Raw genomic sequence first — 16,972 nt, forward strand, 5'->3', positions numbered from 1 at the left:
CCGTCGCCTGTTCACTGAAAACTTCAACCCACTCAGGACGGGTTGTCCAGACTGAACTGGTCAGCCCCGTCGTCATAGGCGAAAAGCTCGGCATAGCGTCCCCACTGGGTCACGCAGTCCAGCGTAACGGCCGCATCGCTTTCGGACATGAAATCTTCCAGCTCATCACGAAAGCGTCTGGCTGGTGCCGTGCGCCCCGGACGATCATCCAGTACCCGACGGATATGGCTGACCAGCGGCACATACCTGAGCAGGTGCTGGGCAAACAACTGTTTGCGCTCATCCACATCCGACTGGGCGTAACGTCGGCCCGCGGGCAGCAGCGTGATATCACCTTCGCGCATTTCGGCAAATCGCATCAGTTGCAGCACTTCTGCCAGAGAAAAAAGATCACCCGACGTGGAGCGCAATGCCGTGGCCAGTTCACGCAGATCGGCCTGCCCGCCATAGGGAGCATTGTCCACCGCCTCGATCAGACCCGCCAACGCGTTGGTGGACGTCAGCGGCAAGACCATGCCGATGCCGTTGCCTGCAAACAGGCTCTCGCGTTGCGCATGCACGGTAGTGCCGCCCGCCATGTGCACGTAAATGCTTTCGACCAGCGCCTGAAAAGCTGGGTCTGTACGGTTGCGCGGCTGGGCGAGATCAACCTTTACCTCGCACATGATCCGCCCCGGATTGGAGGACAGAATCAGGATGCGATCACACATCAAGACCGCTTCTTCAATGTTGTGGGTGACCATCAGGATCGACTTGATCGGCATCCGGCCCTCGCTCCAGAGGTCGAGCAAATCCGTGCGCAGTGTTTCAGCGGTCAACACGTCCAGAGCGGAAAACGGCTCATCCATCAACAGAATATCGGGGTTGACCACCAGCGCGCGGGCCAGGCCGACACGCTGGCGCATGCCCCCGGACAGCTCTTTGGGGTAGGCACTTTCAAACCCGTCGAGGCCGATCATATCGATGGTCGCCAAGGCCCGCCTACGCCGCTCTGGCCCTGCCACGCTCAATGCCTCCAGGCCGATTTCAACGTTCTGAAGGACGGTCAGCCAAGGGAACAAGGCAAAGCTCTGGAACACCATCCGCACCGAGGTCGAAACACCCGGCGTATTTGCCGGGAACGCCACCACACCGGTGGTGGGCGACACCAGCCCGGCGATGGAGCGCAACAGTGTGGATTTCCCGGACCCGGACCGCCCCAGCAGCCCGATGACCTCGCCGTCGTTGAGACGCATGGCGACATCATCCAGCACCACGCGCTTGGTGCCCCCGGCAGTGCCGTAAACATGACCAAGTCCCTGCACGTCCACCAGACAACGTTTGTCGACTACTTCCATTGGAATACCCTCAATCAATTCGAAGCCGACGTTCGGCAAAACGGTACAGCGGACGCCACAGCAGGCTGTTGAAACCGACCACAAACACGGACATCACAACGATACCCAGCGCCACCCGCTGGAAATCCCCCGCCGTCGTTGCCTGAGCAATGAAAGAACCCAGCCCCGACGCATACAGATGATCGCTGCCCCACGACACCGCCTCGGCGACGATGCTGGCGTTCCAGGAGCCACCGGCAGCCGTCAAAGCGCCGGTCACGTAATAGGGAAAAACCCCCGGCAGCACGACCTTGCGCCACCATTGCCAACCCCGCACACGGAACACCCGTGACGCTTCGAGCAAGTCAGTTGGCAAGGCACTGGCACCGGCGATCACGTTAAAAAGGATGTACCACTGGGTACCCAGGATCATCAGCGGCGACAGCCATACATCCGGGTTCAGCTTCAGGGCGACAATCGTGACCACGGCAAACGGGAACAGAATGTTTGCCGGGAACGCAGCCAGTAATTGCGCGACAGGCTGCAAACGCTCTGCCCAACGCGGATTCAGGCCGATCCAGACACCGACGGGCACCCACACAAGACTGGCCAGGACGATAAGTACCGCCACACGCGCCAGGGTGGCGAGCCCCAGACCAAACACATTGACCACCTCCTCCACGCCCAGCGTGGTGCCGATAAAGCACGCCAACTGATAGATGCCGGTCATGCACGCACTCACGACCAACGCTATCCACGCGAGATCGAGGTAACGGTGCAACCGGGCATTGATCGTGAAGCCAATTTGCGCCAGTCGGGGCATCCGCACTGCTGGAATCCAGTCACTCACGCTGCGCAGGGATGCAAACAAAAGCGGCACAAGTCGTGTGGACCTGAACAGGTCGTAGACCCGTGATCGCGGACGTTTATGTGAAGCGGTCTGTTCAAATCGAAACTTGTCCGCCCACGCCACGATCGGCCGGAAAAACAACACGTCATACAGAACGATCACCCCGACCATGGCCAGCACCGCCCAACTGATTGCGGCGATATCCTTCTGCTGAATCGCGAGCGCCAGCCATGAACCGATACCCGGCAAATTGACGGTGCTGTCCCCGACCGTGATGGACTCGGAGGCCACGACGAAAAACCAGCCGCCTGACATGGAAATCATCATGTTCCACACCAGCCCCGGCATCCCGAACGGCAGCTCGACCTTGATGAACCGCTGCCACGGCGAGAACGAAAACTGCCGACTGACATCGTAAAGGTCGTTAGGCACGGTCCTCAGGGATTGGTAAAAGCCGAAGGTCATGTTCCAGACCTGACTGGTAAAAATGGCAAACACCGCCGCGCACTCCAGCCCCCACTGGCGGCCCGGAAAAATGCTCATGAAGAACACAACCGTAAACGTCAGGAAACCCAGCACCGGCACCGACTGAAGAATATCCAGCGCCGGTAAAATAACCATCGCGGCCCTGCGGCTTTTAGCGGCTAGTGTGGCGATAACAATCGAAAACACAAACGACACAAACAACGCGGCAAACATGCGCAATGTGGTAAGCAAGGTATACGAGGGCAAGTGCGCCAGATCGAGTGAAACAGGCGCAGAATCAAGGACGCTGAGTGGCTGATTCATTTGTCCGGCACTGTAAAAAACAAACAGCGCCAACAAAGCGATCGCGGCGACCAGCATGCCCTCGGCGAGCAAGGATGCAGCGTGAGGTTGTGCCGGTTTGTTTACCGGGCTTCTCAGGGATAAAGGCAGGGAGAAACGCATAAAATAGCCTCTGTCGTGCGGCCCATACGTCTGGCATCCACCTTGTCAGATGAAGCAAACGCATGAAGCACCTCGATCCAGTCATCAGGTTTGCTTTACTGGGGTAAAGCATAAGGACTGACGTTGATCGGATCGACAGAAACAAAGGACGTTAAAGTATACGTTGGTATATCAGGTGCGCGTGCTGACGACTCATGTATTGTTAGCTGCGTAATTGCATGGGCCTGACCAGTGATCGAGTTGCCAGGCTAATACATTTGAGGCAACCTGAGTGAAAGAATCAGCACTGCCAAAGGCATGCAACACTTTCACTACAGCAGTGAAAACCACTTATCGAATTAGATTAATACCCGTTATAAAGGAGTCGAAACATGACAGACGATACTCAAGAAGTTAAATCGATTATTTTATGCGAACAATATCAATCAATAGTAAATTCTATTAAAAAAGCCACGAATATAAAAACACATGAAGACTACAACGATATCCTGGCATCAATGGACTCAAAAAGATTTGCGCTATCAGGCTTGTCCTATGGTGAGGTAATGGAAAGCTTAAAAGACGAGCTCTCCTTATTGACATACTCAATTAACAAATTCAAAAACATACAAAAAGATATTGAACAGGACGGGTATGAGCCAAGCACGCTCATCAAGTCCCATGGCTATGCACAAGGATTTCTCCTGGCCAACCTCATGGAGTTTGAAATCGCTAAGCGAGGGCATAAAGAGCTTGAGCAATACCTTAAAGCCTCTCGCATTCCCGGCTGGAAAAATTATGCTAAAGAAGTCTTGAGCTTCATGCCTTGAGAAGCTTTTGCAGCTGAATGGCTTAATCATACTGATCCCAGCCATGCCCCATAAATCCTGAGCATGACCGATCAGCCTCTTAAAACCATTGAAGGCATTCAGCATCTGGCCCTGTCACGGGGTAGATGGTGTCTGTCCAAACTCTACAGGCAACTCAACCGGCTTGCGATTAGTAATCCCGAACGGAATATGAACCGACGGTGCCACGGCACTGGCGGACTTAAGGTGCCCGGATTGGTCATCGAAGAAGATATGCGGCTTCAAAACGGCGAGCACCTTGCCCTTCTCGATTCCGCCCAGAAAAAACGCGTCGTTGACCATCACGCCCCAGCTCTTCAGGGTATTCAGCGCGCGCTCATGTGATGGGGCGCTTCGGGCGGTAACGATGGAAACCCTGATCCGGTTTTCATAGTCAGGGTTGAGCTTTTTGTGCTCCTCCTCAACAGACTGGATCCTCGCCATCCGGACCATGAACTCTTTCAGAGGGCCTGGGTTGTGCGGCTCCATGGCGTTTTTCACTTCATGGGCATGGAATTCCACCAGACCGGACGATTGCATGACGGTCTCGGCTTCATCCCCCGCCAGCACCCCGTCAAAGTCGAAGGCGATGCGCAGCGTCTTGTCGTCTTCATCGTCATCAAACTGCGAATCCAGCACCTGCCCAGCCGGATGCCCGGCCTTGATCGCAGCCTCGACGTCAGCCTTGTTGCCCGACAGAAACAACGCAATGTTCAAGGCCGGAATGTATTCGTACGGCGACCGGCCCTGCATGAAAATAGCGCGGGTCATGCCCAGGCCGTAATGCTCAATGGTCTTCATCACCCGCAACCCTGTGTCCGGGTCATTTCGGGATAACAGCACCACTTCGACCAGTGGATCGGACGGGTCTTCACACAAGTCATTTAGCGACAGCAAACGTTTGATGAAAGGATAAGCGATCCCTTTGGGTAACGGATTGTTCAGGTTTTTCTCCTGAAACTTCCGGTACTCCTCCTCCCCCTGGCTGCGAAACACCGCGTCCGAGTCCAGCAGATCAAATACCGCGCTGGAGGCGACACCGATGACTAAACGATTTTCCAGCTCGTAGGGCATTGGGGGGCTCTTGGTTAATTAAGTGGGGGCGATGGCGAGATAGTTGAGGGCAGTGTACCGGATGATATGCCTGCTCTACGATCCGTCGTCGAGGATGCGATTGAGCAGGACTTAATCCCGGCTGCTGCAACGTGACATATCGGCCAAGCTCATTTCAATGGCTTGCCTCGTGTAGTTCATGCAGCTACCGCGTCGAAATATTCAGGCATTGGGCTGCTGATTGATGGAATCAAAATACGAAACTGTGTCCGAGTTCTTTCTCCATCCACTCTAGGAAGCGCCTGACCCGAGGAAAGCTGGAGTGAGCCTTTGGAAAAACCAGATGATGGGCGGCTACCGGTGAACTCAACGCTTCAGGCGCAACCTCAACCAACGTACCGTTGGCGATGTACTTTTGGGCCAGAAGCGCGCTTTCCAGCGCGAAACCCAAGCCGTGGCTCGCCGCTTCAAGGGTCATGTACGAGCGATCAAAACTGAGCGCATAAGGCTTCTCCGGGCGTGCCAAACCGTGCTGCGCGAACCACTCTGGCCAGCGAAGCAACGTTGCTTCAGAAAGGATCAGATCCTCGGCAAGAAGATCAACTGCTTTGCTGACAGGGCAGCGCGCGAGCAGCTTGGGCGAGGCCAGCACCATGAAACTCTCGTTGCGTACCGTGCGAACTTCGTAACTGGGCCAGTTTGGCAGACCGTGGCGAATATCAACGTCAATCTTGTCCTGACTGAAATGCAGCGACTCATAGGAGCAGGACAAATTTATTTGTATGTCGGGATTGCTCATTCGGAACGCTTCCAGACGTGGCATCAGCCAGAGCAGACCAAAGCTGGGCGACGAATGCAGTCGCAGGCAATCCAGGCTGACGTCACTTGCCGCGCGCTCGGTCGCGACTTCCAGGCTCTGCAGCAACCCTGAGATATCTTTCAGATACTGCTCGCCCACGGGAGTCAGCGTCACACCCCGTGCGGCCCGAACGAACAGCTGTCGTCCAATCATGACCTCCAGTTTTGCCAACTGGTGGCTAACCGCTGAAGGCGTGAGATCCAGCACTTCCGCCGCCCGGGCGAGATTGCCAAAGCGCGCGGTCTGCTCGAAGGCTTGAATCGCTCTCAGCGGTGGCAGATGAGATAAAGGTGGGGCGATCTGGCGCATCAACGTTTCGCCTATTGTTTTTAGTGGTCGTGGAGAAGCAGCATTCAACCATTAGTTATTTCGGATGACGAGAGGTGAATTTTATTCACCTAGCAGTGACTTTTACGTTATTGCTCGGCACACCTGCCAGGAACACTCTGAATCATCGATCACAAGATCGAACCATAAAAACAATCAGAGGTATCCCTCATGCTTCTTCAAGGCAAAGTCGCAATCATCACCGGCGCAGCATCAGAACGCGGCATTGGTCGCGCAACGGCTATCACCTTCGCTAAACATGGCGCACAGGTCGTCATTCTGGACCTTGATGAGTCGGCAGCACGTGATGCAGCCGCTGCGCTCGGTGACGGCCACTTGGGCCTGGCCGCAAACGTAGCTGACGAACATCAGGTTAAGCAGGCAGTGGCCAAGGTTCTGGAACGCTTTGGTCGAATCGACGTGCTCGTTAATAACGCAGGTATCACGCAGCCCATCAAGACACTCGATATACGCCCCTCCGATTACGACAAGGTGCTCGACGTCAGCCTGCGTGGCACGCTCCTGATGTCTCAAGCGGTCATCCCGACCATGCGCGCTCAGTCTTCGGGCAGCATTGTCTGCATGTCATCCGTTTCGGCGCAGCGCGGAGGCGGAATCTTTGGTGGTCCGCACTACAGCGCCGCCAAGGCCGGTGTACTCGGACTGGGCAAAGCGATGGCCCGTGAGTTCGGGCCAGACCAGATCCGCATCAACTCGATCGCGCCCGGACTCATTCATACCGATATCACGGGCGGACTGATGCAGGACGAACGCCGTCACGCCATCATTGATGGCATCCCGCTGGGTCGTCTTGGCGCAGCTCAGGACGTTGCCAACGCAGCGCTGTTTCTGGCCAGCGACCTGTCGTCCTACCTCACGGGTATCACGCTGGATGTCAACGGCGGCATGCTGATTCACTGAGTCGGTAGCGGCCCACCATGTTCTCGATCGACGATACGCCCTGCTTTGCGCCGGGCGGTCTATAACAACAAGAGATCAGACAATCATGATCACCACCATGACGCTCGAAGCGGCTTCGACCGCGCGTTCCAACGCTTATCGCAAAACCGCCTGGCGACTGATGCCCTTCCTGATGCTGTGCTACCTGTGCGCTTATCTGGATCGAGTCAACGTTGGCTTTGCAAAGCTTCAGATGATGAACGACCTGGCGTTCAGCGAGGCCGTCTACGGACTCGGTGCGGGTATGTTTTTTATTGGTTACTTCCTCTGCGAAGTGCCCAGCAACCTGATCCTTCATAGAGTGGGTGCACGTCGCTGGATCGCGCGCATCATGATCTCGTGGGGAATTATCTCCGCCCTGTTCGCTTTCGTCGAAACGGCCTGGCAGTTCTACACGTTGCGCTTTTTGCTGGGTATTGCAGAGGCGGGTCTGGCCCCGGGACTTCTGCTCTACCTCACTTATTGGTTCCCCTCGTACCGCCGCGCAAAAATGACTGTGCTGTGGTTCATTGCCATTCCGCTTTCGGGAATGATCGGCGGGCCTCTGTCAGGTTTGATCATGGCAAAGTTCGCCGGCTTTCATGGCTGGGCTGGCTGGCAGTGGATGTTTGTCATCGAGGCGATCCCCACCGTCATCGTAGGCCTGTTCGTACTCGGGTATCTGAAGGACGGTGTTCATCAGGCCACATGGCTGACCGATGATGAGAAAGCGCTCATCAACAAGGAGCTTGAGGAGGACAACAGCCGCAAAGTCACCCACGGCTCTGTTAAGGAGTTTCTGCACGATCGCAGGCTCTGGTTGCTGGCGTGCATCTACTTCTGTGTCGTGATGGGGCAGTACGCAATTACTTTCTGGCTACCGACCCTCATCAGAAATGCGGGGGTTGCTGACCCGCTACACATCGGCCTGGTCACCAGCCTGCCCTACATGTGCGCCATCGTGGTGATGCTTTTGATGGGCCGCAGCGGGGATAAACACCGTGAGCGCCGCTGGCACCTCGTCGGCCCCATGATTGCGGGTGCGCTAGGCCTTACCCTTGCAGCATTGATGGGTGGAAACCTGGTTTTTTCGGTGCTGAGCCTATGCCTCGCAGCGGCCGGCGTTCTGTCCGCGTCCTCACTTTTCTGGATGTTACCCACCACATTGCTGGGCGGTGTGTCGGCTGCGGCAGGCATCGCTGGCATCAACAGCTTCGCCAACCTCGCAGGCTTCTGCTCGCCCTACCTGATCGGCTGGATCACCACGACAACCGGCTCAAGCGCCATTGGCATGTACCTCATCACCGGCGTGCTGTGCATCGGTGCCTGTCTGGTGCTGCGCATCCCGGCCGCTCTGGTCAATCGTTGAGTCAACGGAGTATTACCATGACTGCTAATCCATCACTCGCACCGGCCACAACGCTGGTGCAGCGAGCTCATAACATCCGCCGCCATGCTCTGCGCATGGGGCAAGTCCAGGGCCAGGGCTACGTCGGCCAGGCATTGGGTGCTGCTGATCTGCTGGCCGTGTCCTACTTTCATGCGATGAACTACAAGCCTCACGATCCAGAATGGGAGCAGCGTGATCGCTTTTATCTGTCCATCGGTCACTATGCGATCGCGTTGTACGCAGCCCTCATTGAAGCTGAAATCATCCCGCTGGACGAACTTGAAACCTATGGCTCGGATGACAGCCGATTGCCGATGTCCGGCATGGCAACTTACACCCCCGGCATGGAAATCACTGGCGGTTCACTGGGTCAAGGCCTGGGTATCGCGGTAGGTGCCTGCCTTGGATTGAAGCGCAAACAATCAGCATCGTTTGTTTACAACCTGCTGTCCGATGGCGAGCTGAATGAAGGCTCAACGTGGGAGGCAGTGATGTCTGCCTCCCACTGGAAGCTCGACAACCTTATTGCCATCGTCGACGTCAACAACCAGCAGGCTGACGGTCACTCCAGCGAAATCCTTGCCTTCGAACCCATTGTTGATCGCTGGCAGGCGTTCGGCTGGTTCACGCAGCGTGTGGACGGCAATGATCTGGATGCATTGGTCAAAGCCTTCGACGCGGCGCGAGCCCACACTGCCGCGCAACCCAGAGTCATCATTTGCGACACGAAAATGGGTAAAGGGGTTTCGTTTCTGGAAACCCGCGAGAAGACCCACTTTATCCGTGTGGATGAGCATGAATGGGACGTCGCCCTGAATAACCTTGAAGAAGGTAAAACAGCATGAGTATTGCCAATAATAATGCTGCCCAGACTCCGGCAGTCGCGAAGAAGAAACTCACGACCTCAGCGATGATTGCATCCATCGCCTCCGAGGGTCAGGCAACCCGATCTGCACCCTTCGGGCATGCCTTGGCGGCACTTGCCGACCAGCGTCCGGATATCGTCGGTCTCTCCGCCGACCTGTCCAAATACACCGATCTGCATATCTTCGCCAAGGCGCACCCGGATCGCTTCTACCAGATGGGCATGGCAGAACAACTGCTGATGAGCGCCGCAGCCGGCATGGCCCGTGAAGGCTTCGTTCCCTTCGCCACAACCTATGCGGTATTCGCCTCACGCCGTGCTTATGACTTCATCTGCATGGCCATCGCGGAAGAAAATCTCAATGTCAAAATCGTCTGCGGCCTGCCAGGCCTGACAACGGGTTACGGCCCCAGCCACCAGGCAACAGATGATTTGGCGATTTTTCGCGCGATGCCCAATCTGATGATCGTCGACCCCTGCGATGCTCTTGAGATCGAGCAGGCAGTCCCGGCCATTGCAGCCCACCAAGGGCCGGTCTACATGAGACTACTGCGCGGTAACGTGCCGCTGGTTCTGGATGAATACGGATATAAGTTCGAAATCGGCAAGGCCAAGACGTTGCGCACTGGTAACGACGTTCTGATCATTTCGACTGGACTGATGACCATGCGCGCTCTTGAAGCCGCCAAAGAGCTCCAGGCTGACGGCGTTGACGTTGCAGTTCTGCACGTTCCGACTATAAAACCTCTGGATGAGCAAACCATTCTTGCCGAGGCGAGAAAGCCCGGCAGACTTGTGGTAACAGCAGAAAACCACTCAATCATCGGTGGTTTGGGAGAAGCGGTAGCAACGGTGCTGCTGCGCAACGGCGTAACCCCCACGTTCAGGCAAATTGCGCTGCCCGACGCCTTCCTCGACGCGGGCGCGCTTCCGACGCTTCACGACCGATACGGCATTTCCACACACGCTGTTTGCACACAAATCAAAGGCTGGCTGTAAACGCTTCATCCCGGGGGCGCGCTGCGTCCCCGACTTGAAAAGGAGCTGAACAGTGGACACCGCCAGACTGCTGGACCCCTCGTATGAGTTCTTCCTGGATGAGCCCTCCAGTGAATGGACGCTGGACTCCCTTCCCGCCATCAGAAACCGCGTCTCTAGTGGATACAAACCAACGTCCACTGCTCGTTGCGACCAACGTTGGGCGACTGACACAGAGGGTTTACGCATTCGTTTATGCATCTACCGCCCCGACGCCACCGTGGCGAATGAAAAAATACTCCCGACAATCCTGTATATCCATGGAGGCGGATTTGTCCTGGGCCGTCCGGAGATGGCGGACGACTATTTGGCCAACCTTGCGAACACGTTGAAAACAGTGGTGGTAGCACCTGACTACCGGCTTGCTCCCGAGCACTCATTTCCCGCCCCGCTTGAGGATTGCTACACCGCGCTGAAATGGCTGTTCAGCGAGGCATCATCCTTAGGGGTGAGCGAAAGCAGACTCGTCATCATGGGCCATAGCGCAGGGGGTGGACTCGCCGCAGCTTTAGCCTTGCTAATGCGTGATAGAGGTCAGTATCAAGCTGCAGGCCTGATGATGATCTACCCGATGCTCGACCACCGAACCGGCTCTTCGGCAGCGCCGTCGGATAATCCAACAACCGGGACACTGAGCTGGTCACGGGAAGCAAACCGGTTCTGCTGGGATTGCATGCAAGGCTCATACACGCGTGATGACGATCAAGCGCATCTGTTTTCCCCCTCTCTCGCGTCAGATCTGCAAGGACTGCCCCCAAGTTTCATAAGCGTGGGGTCTCTGGACTTATTCCTGGAGGAGGACGTGGCCTTTGCGCTTGCGCTTTCGCGATCCGGCGTCCAGACGGAAATGCATGTCTACCCGGGTGTCCCGCATATGTTCGATCAATACCCTGGAGCGATCACCCGGCAGTGCGAACGTGATGTAGAAGCAGCACTGAGGAAAATGCTGGCGCTTTGAGCGAACCGGATTGCCTGGATCAAGCTCCTGGAGCAAAACGGTATCGTTACGAGCCGCCGCTCAAACCCCCTCCCGCAACACCGCCAACCTGTTCAGTACATTCAGCACGTAACCATCCCGGATTACCGCGCCATGGTGCCCATCACAGAAACGCTCTCCCCTGATGCACAGCGTCAGCATCGTCTGGATATCTCCCAGGCTCGCCCGAGCGATGTAGGCTTCGTCCTTGAGCATGATTGCGGCACCGTGCTTCATGTATTCGATATCTGTCCAGCATTCTTTGTCCAGCACCCGGTAGAAGTCCTTGACGACATCGAAGTACGCGGGCCAACGATCCTCAAGCACATGGGTTTTTATCGCCACTCCGCGGGGATAGAGCCTGGGTCGCCAGGCCAGCAGTTCGTCCATGTCGGCGGCCTGAGGTACGGGCTCGCTGGGCGCGCGCGGCGCTGGGGCGGCACTCTCCGAAGTGGCGCGGTGCAATTCGGCTTTATGGAGGTGTGACGCTACGTATAGCTCAAACGCCTGGACCTGACCGGAGGTATAGGGATTTTTACCGTAGGACTGAACATCTTTGCTGTAGTGGAGAAAAGCTTCCGATTGCGGCCCCTCTGCAAACAGCGAAGCGATGGCCGCGCTTTGCAGCAGCCAGTAAATATCCTCCGAGCCCTCTCGCCCCTTCATGCTGGAGAGATCGAGAACACTCGAAAACAACTTCCCCGCCAATTGGCGACCTGCCTCACGAAACTCCCAACTCAAATCATGGGGTTCAGCTTGTTCAGCCTGGGCGATCCAGGCTTCGTAGCGACTGATCAGGGTGGTGTCATCCAGCGAAATCGGCGGGCAGGCGGGCGGAGTGAGTGACCGTGGTTTTGGCTCCTCATAGACCGGCAGCCAACTGAGGTTTTGGGCGACACGCGACAGCGGCTCACCTTCGTTGCGGGTCGGGGAATTCGAAGCAACCTTGGGCTTGACAGGGCTTTGCTGGGGCTCAACGGGGCTTTGTTTGTGGCCGAAGTACGCTTTCAAACGATCCAGAAGTTTCATCTATGAAATCCCACGTCAGTACAGATCCTGCACTTTAAGATTTTTGGCATCAGGTCAGTATCTGAGATACCTGCGATGTTCGGCCCGCCAGCAAATCCGATAATTGATGAGTTAGCAGCGGGATAATATTGAAAAGATTGTCCAGCGTGTCATGACGTGGAGCGAAGGTAACAGACAACTATTTTTTCATAGCCAAGGCCATAACTTGCAGGCTTCATTGAACAGTGCCATAGCGAGTGAAAAAAAAGTCAGGATCAGAATCACCATGGATATGCCGCGCCCTGTGTAAATATAACTCCACGGAACAATGTGTCGGAGCTCTTCACTGGGCAGTTTTTTCAGATAGCGATGACGGACAACAAAAAAAACCACACTGATGACTGGATAGATCAATATCACATTAAAGATCATATCCTTCCCGCCGAGGAGCACCAATAGAAAAGGGGTCACCAGATAGGCGCAACCTACCCAGAAATCCATCTTTTTCAGAACCCTGCGTGCGTTGTCGCCTGGGCATGGCTTTGCCTTTCTTGGCCTTCTCGGTTTCCCGAGTTTTTCTGTTGTCATGTAAATACTCCTTTGCCTCCCACTCAGCCTCAACCCGCGATACGGTGTAGTACAGTATCCCCCGGTCAGCCATCGGAAAACCAGAAAGGCCGGGGATGAATTTTCGTCATCGGCGTGATGACGAGTGCTACGCAAAACCGTATAGCTGACCGACGACCCGGAGCTGGCCAATGCTTTGGGAACTGCCTGCTACATCAGCATGCAGATCGCCCGGGGCCTGAAAATCCAGTTACCCAATGGGACGCCACCTGAAAGCTTTCCCCGCAATTAACCACCTGCTCTGGAGACAGCCGCATGCCTGGTGATGACCTGCAACGCCTTTATAACAAAGCCTGGCTATACGCCTCTCACGCCCACTTTGGGCAGAAAATGACAGGCTCGGACCTGCCCTATACAACCCACGTGGCGATGGTTGCCAATGAACTGATTTTTGCCGCCCGGGAGTCCTCGGTCGGCGATCTGGCAATTGCCTTACCCGCTGCGTTGCTACATGACGTGCTGGAGGACACCCCCACTACGCAGGAAGCGCTGACAGACGCCTTTGGTCCAGAGGTGTATTCGACTGTCGCGAGCCTGAGTAAAAACCTGATTGTACCGTTCTCCGAAGAGCGCTACTTCCAGGGTATCGCCAGCCATTCTCGTGAAGCTGCTTCGATAAAACTGTGCGACAGAATCACCAACCTGCAGTCGGCACCCGCCACATGGGCCAAGGCCAAACGCGCTTCATATCTCGTCGAGTCCGAACAGATTCTGGCAGCGCTCGGACATGCGAGTGACTACCTCAGGCAGCGGCTCACTGACACCATGGCGCGCTATGAACAGCTTTACGTTAGTGAATTCACAGACTGAGATCATCGGGATCAACTCAGGTTTCTCTGACACCACGCTGTCGCGAAGCAAACACAGACCTGTAGGAGCGCGCTTGCCCGCGATTTTGTCTGTCAGTCGATAAGTATATCGCCTGTGCTGACGCGATCGCGGGCAAGCGCGCTCCTACAGATCCTGTGTTTGCTGCGCGACAGTGCGGTGTCAGGGACACTGTGCGACCTCCTACAGATAAACTCATTCTTTCGTTTGAAGAGCGCGCACGACCACCTACAGAAAAGCATTTAAATCCAGTTAGTTATTTTTTTGATGAGAGCGGCATGGGATTCAACGCGCTCTTTCCAGGCCGTTTACTGACTGAGCTCTTCCTTAAGACCCTGAGCCCATTCAGTCAAGGACTGGTATGCAACACTCCGGTCGTCCCAATCGTGCCAATAATGGATGAGCTCTCCAGTACCTGAAGGCGACGCATCCACAACAACATAGTCCCCCGAGTCATTGGTCAGGAACGGTACCCAATATCGCTCCCATGGCTCACAGAACTCTTCCTCCGGGTCGAGAAAAAATTTCAATGCATCCATTATTTCACTGGCGGCGAGCAAGCGTCGGTTGTCACTTTCGCGCAGCTCCGCATTCCACTCCTGGCCGTCATGCCAGAGCAACAACTGACGTAGGCCCAATGGCAAAGGCGCACCCAGCAATTGTTCTATCTGCTGGATTGAAGTCTCGCTTGCTGGAGGTAGAAGTGTCGCAAGGCTATCGGGGGGCAGCAGTTGCTCGATAGTGGTGAGGCATTCGGTAAAGGCTTGAGGTGTAGTCGGCATGACTCTTTTCCTTTCGATTAACGATGAGACGCGGCCAGAGAAGTGTGGAATTGACGTGATGAGCCATCAGCGGCCTGAGGGCTTGCTCAGCGAAATCAGCCAATTCAGCAGCCTGCTGGTCCACCAACGGCGGCGAGCCTCCCGAATTTGATCGATGTTTTCAAAGGTCAACTCCGAAGCACGCTTCTCCTTGGCTTTAATAGCCTTCAACATACGAATCGAGTTTCGGCTGACGTAGATTAGATAGAAGACACTCAGTGTTAGCACGTAAATTCCAACTACCCCATCGCTGACATGCCACGCCATCTTCATCGCAAGTGCCGATACAGCCACTATAGACGCCAGAAGGTTCCCCGCGAACTGGCTGTACTGCCCTCCTGCCACCAGTACTCTATTATCTCTGACCTCGTAACCGGCCCTGCGGTTTGGAGAACGGGTAAAATAGAAAAAACCGACTTCGACTGCGAAAAGCAAGACAGGCACCATGGCCAAAGAGATAGAATCGACGAAAGACTGTTCATAGTCGCTCCGACCCACCATATAAAAACCGCCTGCAATCATGAGGGTAAACGAAGCAAGAGACCACTTCTGAAAATGCGAGAGAAACGCAACATAACTCTCATTTATATAAATCAGATACAGGGTACGTAACAGCAGCACCAGCAAAGCAATGCCCACAACCCAGAAATACTCGGAGCTGAAAAAAAATATCGAACTGAACAGCGCTGTCAGGGCCCATATACTAGAAAGGCCCTTCTTCATTTCTTCTGGATCCATGACAACTTTCTCCACCGTTCTCAGATTAACGGTATTGAAACATGTAATTCAGGCTCAACGTCGTGAGGCCTTGCTCAGCGAAATCAGCCAATTCAGCAGCCTGCTCATCCACCAGCGACGGCGAGCCTCCCGAATTTCATCGATGTTTTCAAAGGTCAACTCCGAAGCACGCTTCTCCTTGGCTTTAATAGCCTTCAACATACGAATCGAGTTTCGGGAGATGTAGAGTAAATAAAAGACACTCAGTGTCAGCACGTAAACTGCAACGAAACCATCGCTGACCTGCCACACTATCTTAATCCCAAAAGCCGACACCAGCGCTATAGATGCGAGCACGTTCCCTACGAACTGGCTGTACTGTCCACGTTCCACCAGCACTCTATTATCTCTGACCTCGTAACCGGCCCTGCCGTTTGGAGAGCGGGTAAAGTAGAAAAACCCGACTTCGACTGCAAAGAGCAAGACAGGCACCATGGCCAAAGAGATGGAGTCAATGAAAGATTGTTCATAGTCGCCCCGCCCCACCATATACAAACAGCCTGAAATCATTATGGTAAACGATGCAAGCGAGCACTTCTGAAAGTGCGAGAGAAAAGCAACATAACTCTCGTTTATATAGATCAAATACAGGGTACGTAACAGCAGTACCAGCAGAGCAATACCCACAACCCAGAAATACCCGGAGCCGACAAAAAATATCGAACTGAACAGCGCTGTCAGGCCCCATATACTATAAAGGCCCGTCTTCATGCCTTCTGCATCCATAAGCACTTCCTCCACCCTCCCAGGCTAATGGCATTGAAACATCTGATTCGGGCTCAACGTTTTGAGGTCTTGCTCAGCGAAATCAGCCAATTCAGCAGCCTGCTCATCCACCAGCGACGGCGAGCCTCCCTGATTTCATCGATGTTTTCAAAGGTCAATTCCGAGGCGCGCTTCTCCTTGACCCTGATAGTTTTCAATACCCGAAACCAGTGTCGGCGGATATAGATTAAATAAAGGGTCAACAGTGTTAGCACGTAAACCACAAATGCCATCTCGCTGAGCTGCCACGCCATCATCATTGCAATACCCGACACCAGCACTATCGATGCCAGAAGGTTCCCCGCAAAGTGGCTGAACGGTTGGTCTATCACCACCACTTTATTGCCCCTGACCTCGTAACCGGCTTTGCCCTTTGGAGGGCGGGTAAAGTAGAAAAACAATACCTCAACCGTAAAAAGCAGCACAGGCACCAGCGCTAAAGAGATAGAGTCAATGAAGGATTGTTCATAATCGCTCCGTGCCACCAAATACAAACAACCTGAAATCATGATGGAAAACGACACAACAAAGCCCACGTGATAATGGGTGAACACAGCGACAAAACTCTCACTTATATGTATCAAGTAGATGGTACGTGCCAGCAGCACCAACAAAACCCCACCCAAAACCCAGAAATACCCGGTACCTGCAAACATGAATGCGCTGAACATTGCTGTCAGGCCGAAGACACCATAAAGGCTCTTCCTCAGGTTTTCCGGGCCCATGTCCATCAACACTTCCTCCGTCGTCATCAGGTGACGATCTTAAAACAATCT

The 16,972-nt window shown here is 54.7% G+C and carries 17 protein-coding genes; 7 read left to right on the forward strand and 10 right to left on the reverse strand.

Annotation, left to right across the window (positions count from 1 at the left end; genetic code table 11):
* Positions 1-32: 32 nt before the first annotated feature.
* Both K3169_RS19660 and K3169_RS19665 read right to left on the reverse strand, forming a co-directional pair.
* On the reverse strand, positions 33-1,337 hold the full coding sequence (locus K3169_RS19660) for an AAA-associated domain-containing protein (protein WP_263267570.1): 1,305 nt from the start codon (positions 1,335-1,337) through the stop codon (positions 33-35).
* A gap of 10 nt (positions 1,338-1,347) precedes the next feature.
* Positions 1,348-3,096, reverse strand: coding sequence for an ABC transporter permease (locus K3169_RS19665; protein WP_411567009.1), 1,749 nt, complete (start codon positions 3,094-3,096; stop codon positions 1,348-1,350).
* Between the two features lie 371 nt (positions 3,097-3,467).
* Here K3169_RS19665 and K3169_RS19670 point away from each other — a divergent pair, with 371 nt between their 5' ends.
* On the forward strand, positions 3,468-3,905 hold the full coding sequence (locus tag K3169_RS19670; RefSeq protein ID WP_263267572.1) for a hypothetical protein: 438 nt from the start codon (positions 3,468-3,470) through the stop codon (positions 3,903-3,905).
* A 114-nt stretch (positions 3,906-4,019) separates the two neighbouring features.
* Here the strand turns inward: K3169_RS19670 and K3169_RS19675 are convergent, their stop codons facing one another.
* Positions 4,020-4,997 carry a 5'-nucleotidase gene (locus K3169_RS19675; protein ID WP_255886126.1) on the reverse strand — a complete coding sequence of 326 codons (978 nt, stop codon included), beginning with the start codon at positions 4,995-4,997 and terminating at the stop codon, positions 4,020-4,022.
* Positions 4,998-5,226: 229 nt separating this feature from the next.
* A complete protein-coding gene (locus K3169_RS19680; protein ID WP_099271098.1) occupies positions 5,227-6,144 on the reverse strand; it encodes a LysR substrate-binding domain-containing protein in 918 nt (305 codons plus the stop codon).
* A 189-nt stretch (positions 6,145-6,333) separates the two neighbouring features.
* Between K3169_RS19680 and K3169_RS19685 the strand changes: the two genes are divergently transcribed.
* The 5 genes from K3169_RS19685 to K3169_RS19705 all read left to right on the forward strand — a co-directional run bounded on the left by K3169_RS19685 (position 6,334) and on the right by K3169_RS19705 (position 11,352).
* Positions 6,334-7,083, forward strand: a complete 750-nt coding sequence (locus tag K3169_RS19685) for an SDR family NAD(P)-dependent oxidoreductase (protein ID WP_099271099.1) — start codon at positions 6,334-6,336, stop codon at positions 7,081-7,083.
* An 85-nt stretch (positions 7,084-7,168) separates the two neighbouring features.
* Positions 7,169-8,470: an MFS transporter gene (locus tag K3169_RS19690; protein WP_099271100.1), complete on the forward strand. Its 1,302-nt coding sequence runs from the start codon at positions 7,169-7,171 to the stop codon at positions 8,468-8,470.
* Positions 8,471-8,487: 17 nt separating this feature from the next.
* Positions 8,488-9,336 carry a transketolase gene (locus tag K3169_RS19695; protein ID WP_122709122.1) on the forward strand — a complete coding sequence of 283 codons (849 nt, stop codon included), beginning with the start codon at positions 8,488-8,490 and terminating at the stop codon, positions 9,334-9,336.
* The gene (locus K3169_RS19700; RefSeq protein ID WP_122709123.1) at positions 9,333-10,355 is read left to right on the forward strand and encodes a transketolase family protein; all 1,023 of its coding nucleotides are present in this window, start codon (positions 9,333-9,335) and stop codon (positions 10,353-10,355) included. The genes K3169_RS19695 and K3169_RS19700 overlap by 4 nt, the downstream gene beginning before the upstream one ends.
* A 52-nt stretch (positions 10,356-10,407) precedes the next feature.
* Positions 10,408-11,352, forward strand: coding sequence for an alpha/beta hydrolase (locus K3169_RS19705; protein WP_263267578.1), 945 nt, complete (start codon positions 10,408-10,410; stop codon positions 11,350-11,352).
* Between the two features lie 60 nt (positions 11,353-11,412).
* Here the strand turns inward: K3169_RS19705 and K3169_RS19710 are convergent, their stop codons facing one another.
* Complete coding sequence (locus K3169_RS19710; RefSeq protein ID WP_263267579.1) at positions 11,413-12,399, reverse strand: DUF6508 domain-containing protein; 987 nt, start codon at positions 12,397-12,399, stop codon at positions 11,413-11,415.
* A 186-nt stretch (positions 12,400-12,585) separates the two neighbouring features.
* A complete protein-coding gene (locus tag K3169_RS19715) occupies positions 12,586-12,966 on the reverse strand; it encodes a hypothetical protein (RefSeq protein WP_231672985.1) in 381 nt (126 codons plus the stop codon).
* A 294-nt stretch (positions 12,967-13,260) separates the two neighbouring features.
* Here K3169_RS19715 and K3169_RS19720 point away from each other — a divergent pair, with 294 nt between their 5' ends.
* Positions 13,261-13,815 (forward strand): HD domain-containing protein, encoded by a 555-nt coding sequence (locus tag K3169_RS19720; RefSeq protein ID WP_263267583.1) that lies wholly within the window; start codon positions 13,261-13,263, stop codon positions 13,813-13,815.
* A gap of 326 nt (positions 13,816-14,141) precedes the next feature.
* Here K3169_RS19720 and K3169_RS19725 read toward each other — a convergent pair whose 3' ends face one another.
* From K3169_RS19725 to K3169_RS19740, 4 genes are all read right to left on the reverse strand, one after another.
* Positions 14,142-14,615, reverse strand: a complete 474-nt coding sequence (locus tag K3169_RS19725; protein WP_263267585.1) for an SMI1/KNR4 family protein — start codon at positions 14,613-14,615, stop codon at positions 14,142-14,144.
* 66 nt (positions 14,616-14,681) lie between these two features.
* Positions 14,682-15,392 (reverse strand): hypothetical protein, encoded by a 711-nt coding sequence (locus tag K3169_RS19730; RefSeq protein ID WP_231675789.1) that lies wholly within the window; start codon positions 15,390-15,392, stop codon positions 14,682-14,684.
* A 54-nt stretch (positions 15,393-15,446) separates the two neighbouring features.
* Entirely contained in the window at positions 15,447-16,157 is a 711-nt protein-coding gene (locus K3169_RS19735; protein ID WP_231675788.1) for a hypothetical protein, read from the reverse strand.
* Between the two features lie 53 nt (positions 16,158-16,210).
* Positions 16,211-16,927 carry a hypothetical protein gene (locus K3169_RS19740; protein WP_122394801.1) on the reverse strand — a complete coding sequence of 239 codons (717 nt, stop codon included), beginning with the start codon at positions 16,925-16,927 and terminating at the stop codon, positions 16,211-16,213.
* Between the last annotated feature and the right edge of the window lie 45 nt (positions 16,928-16,972).

This window comes from Pseudomonas phytophila (genome assembly GCF_025643095.1).
Classification (GTDB): domain Bacteria; phylum Pseudomonadota; class Gammaproteobacteria; order Pseudomonadales; family Pseudomonadaceae; genus Aquipseudomonas; species Aquipseudomonas quasicaspiana.

Coding starts and splice junctions, on each gene's coding strand:
- K3169_RS19660 (WP_263267570.1), bottom strand. CDS start 1,337: ATGGAAGTAGTCGACAAACGTTGTCTGGTGGACGTGCAGGGACTTGGT.
- K3169_RS19665 (WP_411567009.1), bottom strand. CDS start 3,096: ATGCGTTTCTCCCTGCCTTTATCCCTGAGAAGCCCGGTAAACAAACCG.
- K3169_RS19670 (WP_263267572.1), top strand. CDS start 3,468: ATGACAGACGATACTCAAGAAGTTAAATCGATTATTTTATGCGAACAA.
- K3169_RS19675 (WP_255886126.1), bottom strand. CDS start 4,997: ATGCCCTACGAGCTGGAAAATCGTTTAGTCATCGGTGTCGCCTCCAGC.
- K3169_RS19680 (WP_099271098.1), bottom strand. CDS start 6,144: ATGCGCCAGATCGCCCCACCTTTATCTCATCTGCCACCGCTGAGAGCG.
- K3169_RS19685 (WP_099271099.1), top strand. CDS start 6,334: ATGCTTCTTCAAGGCAAAGTCGCAATCATCACCGGCGCAGCATCAGAA.
- K3169_RS19690 (WP_099271100.1), top strand. CDS start 7,169: ATGATCACCACCATGACGCTCGAAGCGGCTTCGACCGCGCGTTCCAAC.
- K3169_RS19695 (WP_122709122.1), top strand. CDS start 8,488: ATGACTGCTAATCCATCACTCGCACCGGCCACAACGCTGGTGCAGCGA.
- K3169_RS19700 (WP_122709123.1), top strand. CDS start 9,333: ATGAGTATTGCCAATAATAATGCTGCCCAGACTCCGGCAGTCGCGAAG.
- K3169_RS19710 (WP_263267579.1), bottom strand. CDS start 12,399: ATGAAACTTCTGGATCGTTTGAAAGCGTACTTCGGCCACAAACAAAGC.
- K3169_RS19715 (WP_231672985.1), bottom strand. CDS start 12,966: ATGACAACAGAAAAACTCGGGAAACCGAGAAGGCCAAGAAAGGCAAAG.
- K3169_RS19720 (WP_263267583.1), top strand. CDS start 13,261: ATGCCTGGTGATGACCTGCAACGCCTTTATAACAAAGCCTGGCTATAC.
- K3169_RS19725 (WP_263267585.1), bottom strand. CDS start 14,615: ATGCCGACTACACCTCAAGCCTTTACCGAATGCCTCACCACTATCGAG.
- K3169_RS19730 (WP_231675789.1), bottom strand. CDS start 15,392: ATGGATCCAGAAGAAATGAAGAAGGGCCTTTCTAGTATATGGGCCCTG.
- K3169_RS19735 (WP_231675788.1), bottom strand. CDS start 16,157: ATGGATGCAGAAGGCATGAAGACGGGCCTTTATAGTATATGGGGCCTG.
- K3169_RS19740 (WP_122394801.1), bottom strand. CDS start 16,927: ATGGACATGGGCCCGGAAAACCTGAGGAAGAGCCTTTATGGTGTCTTC.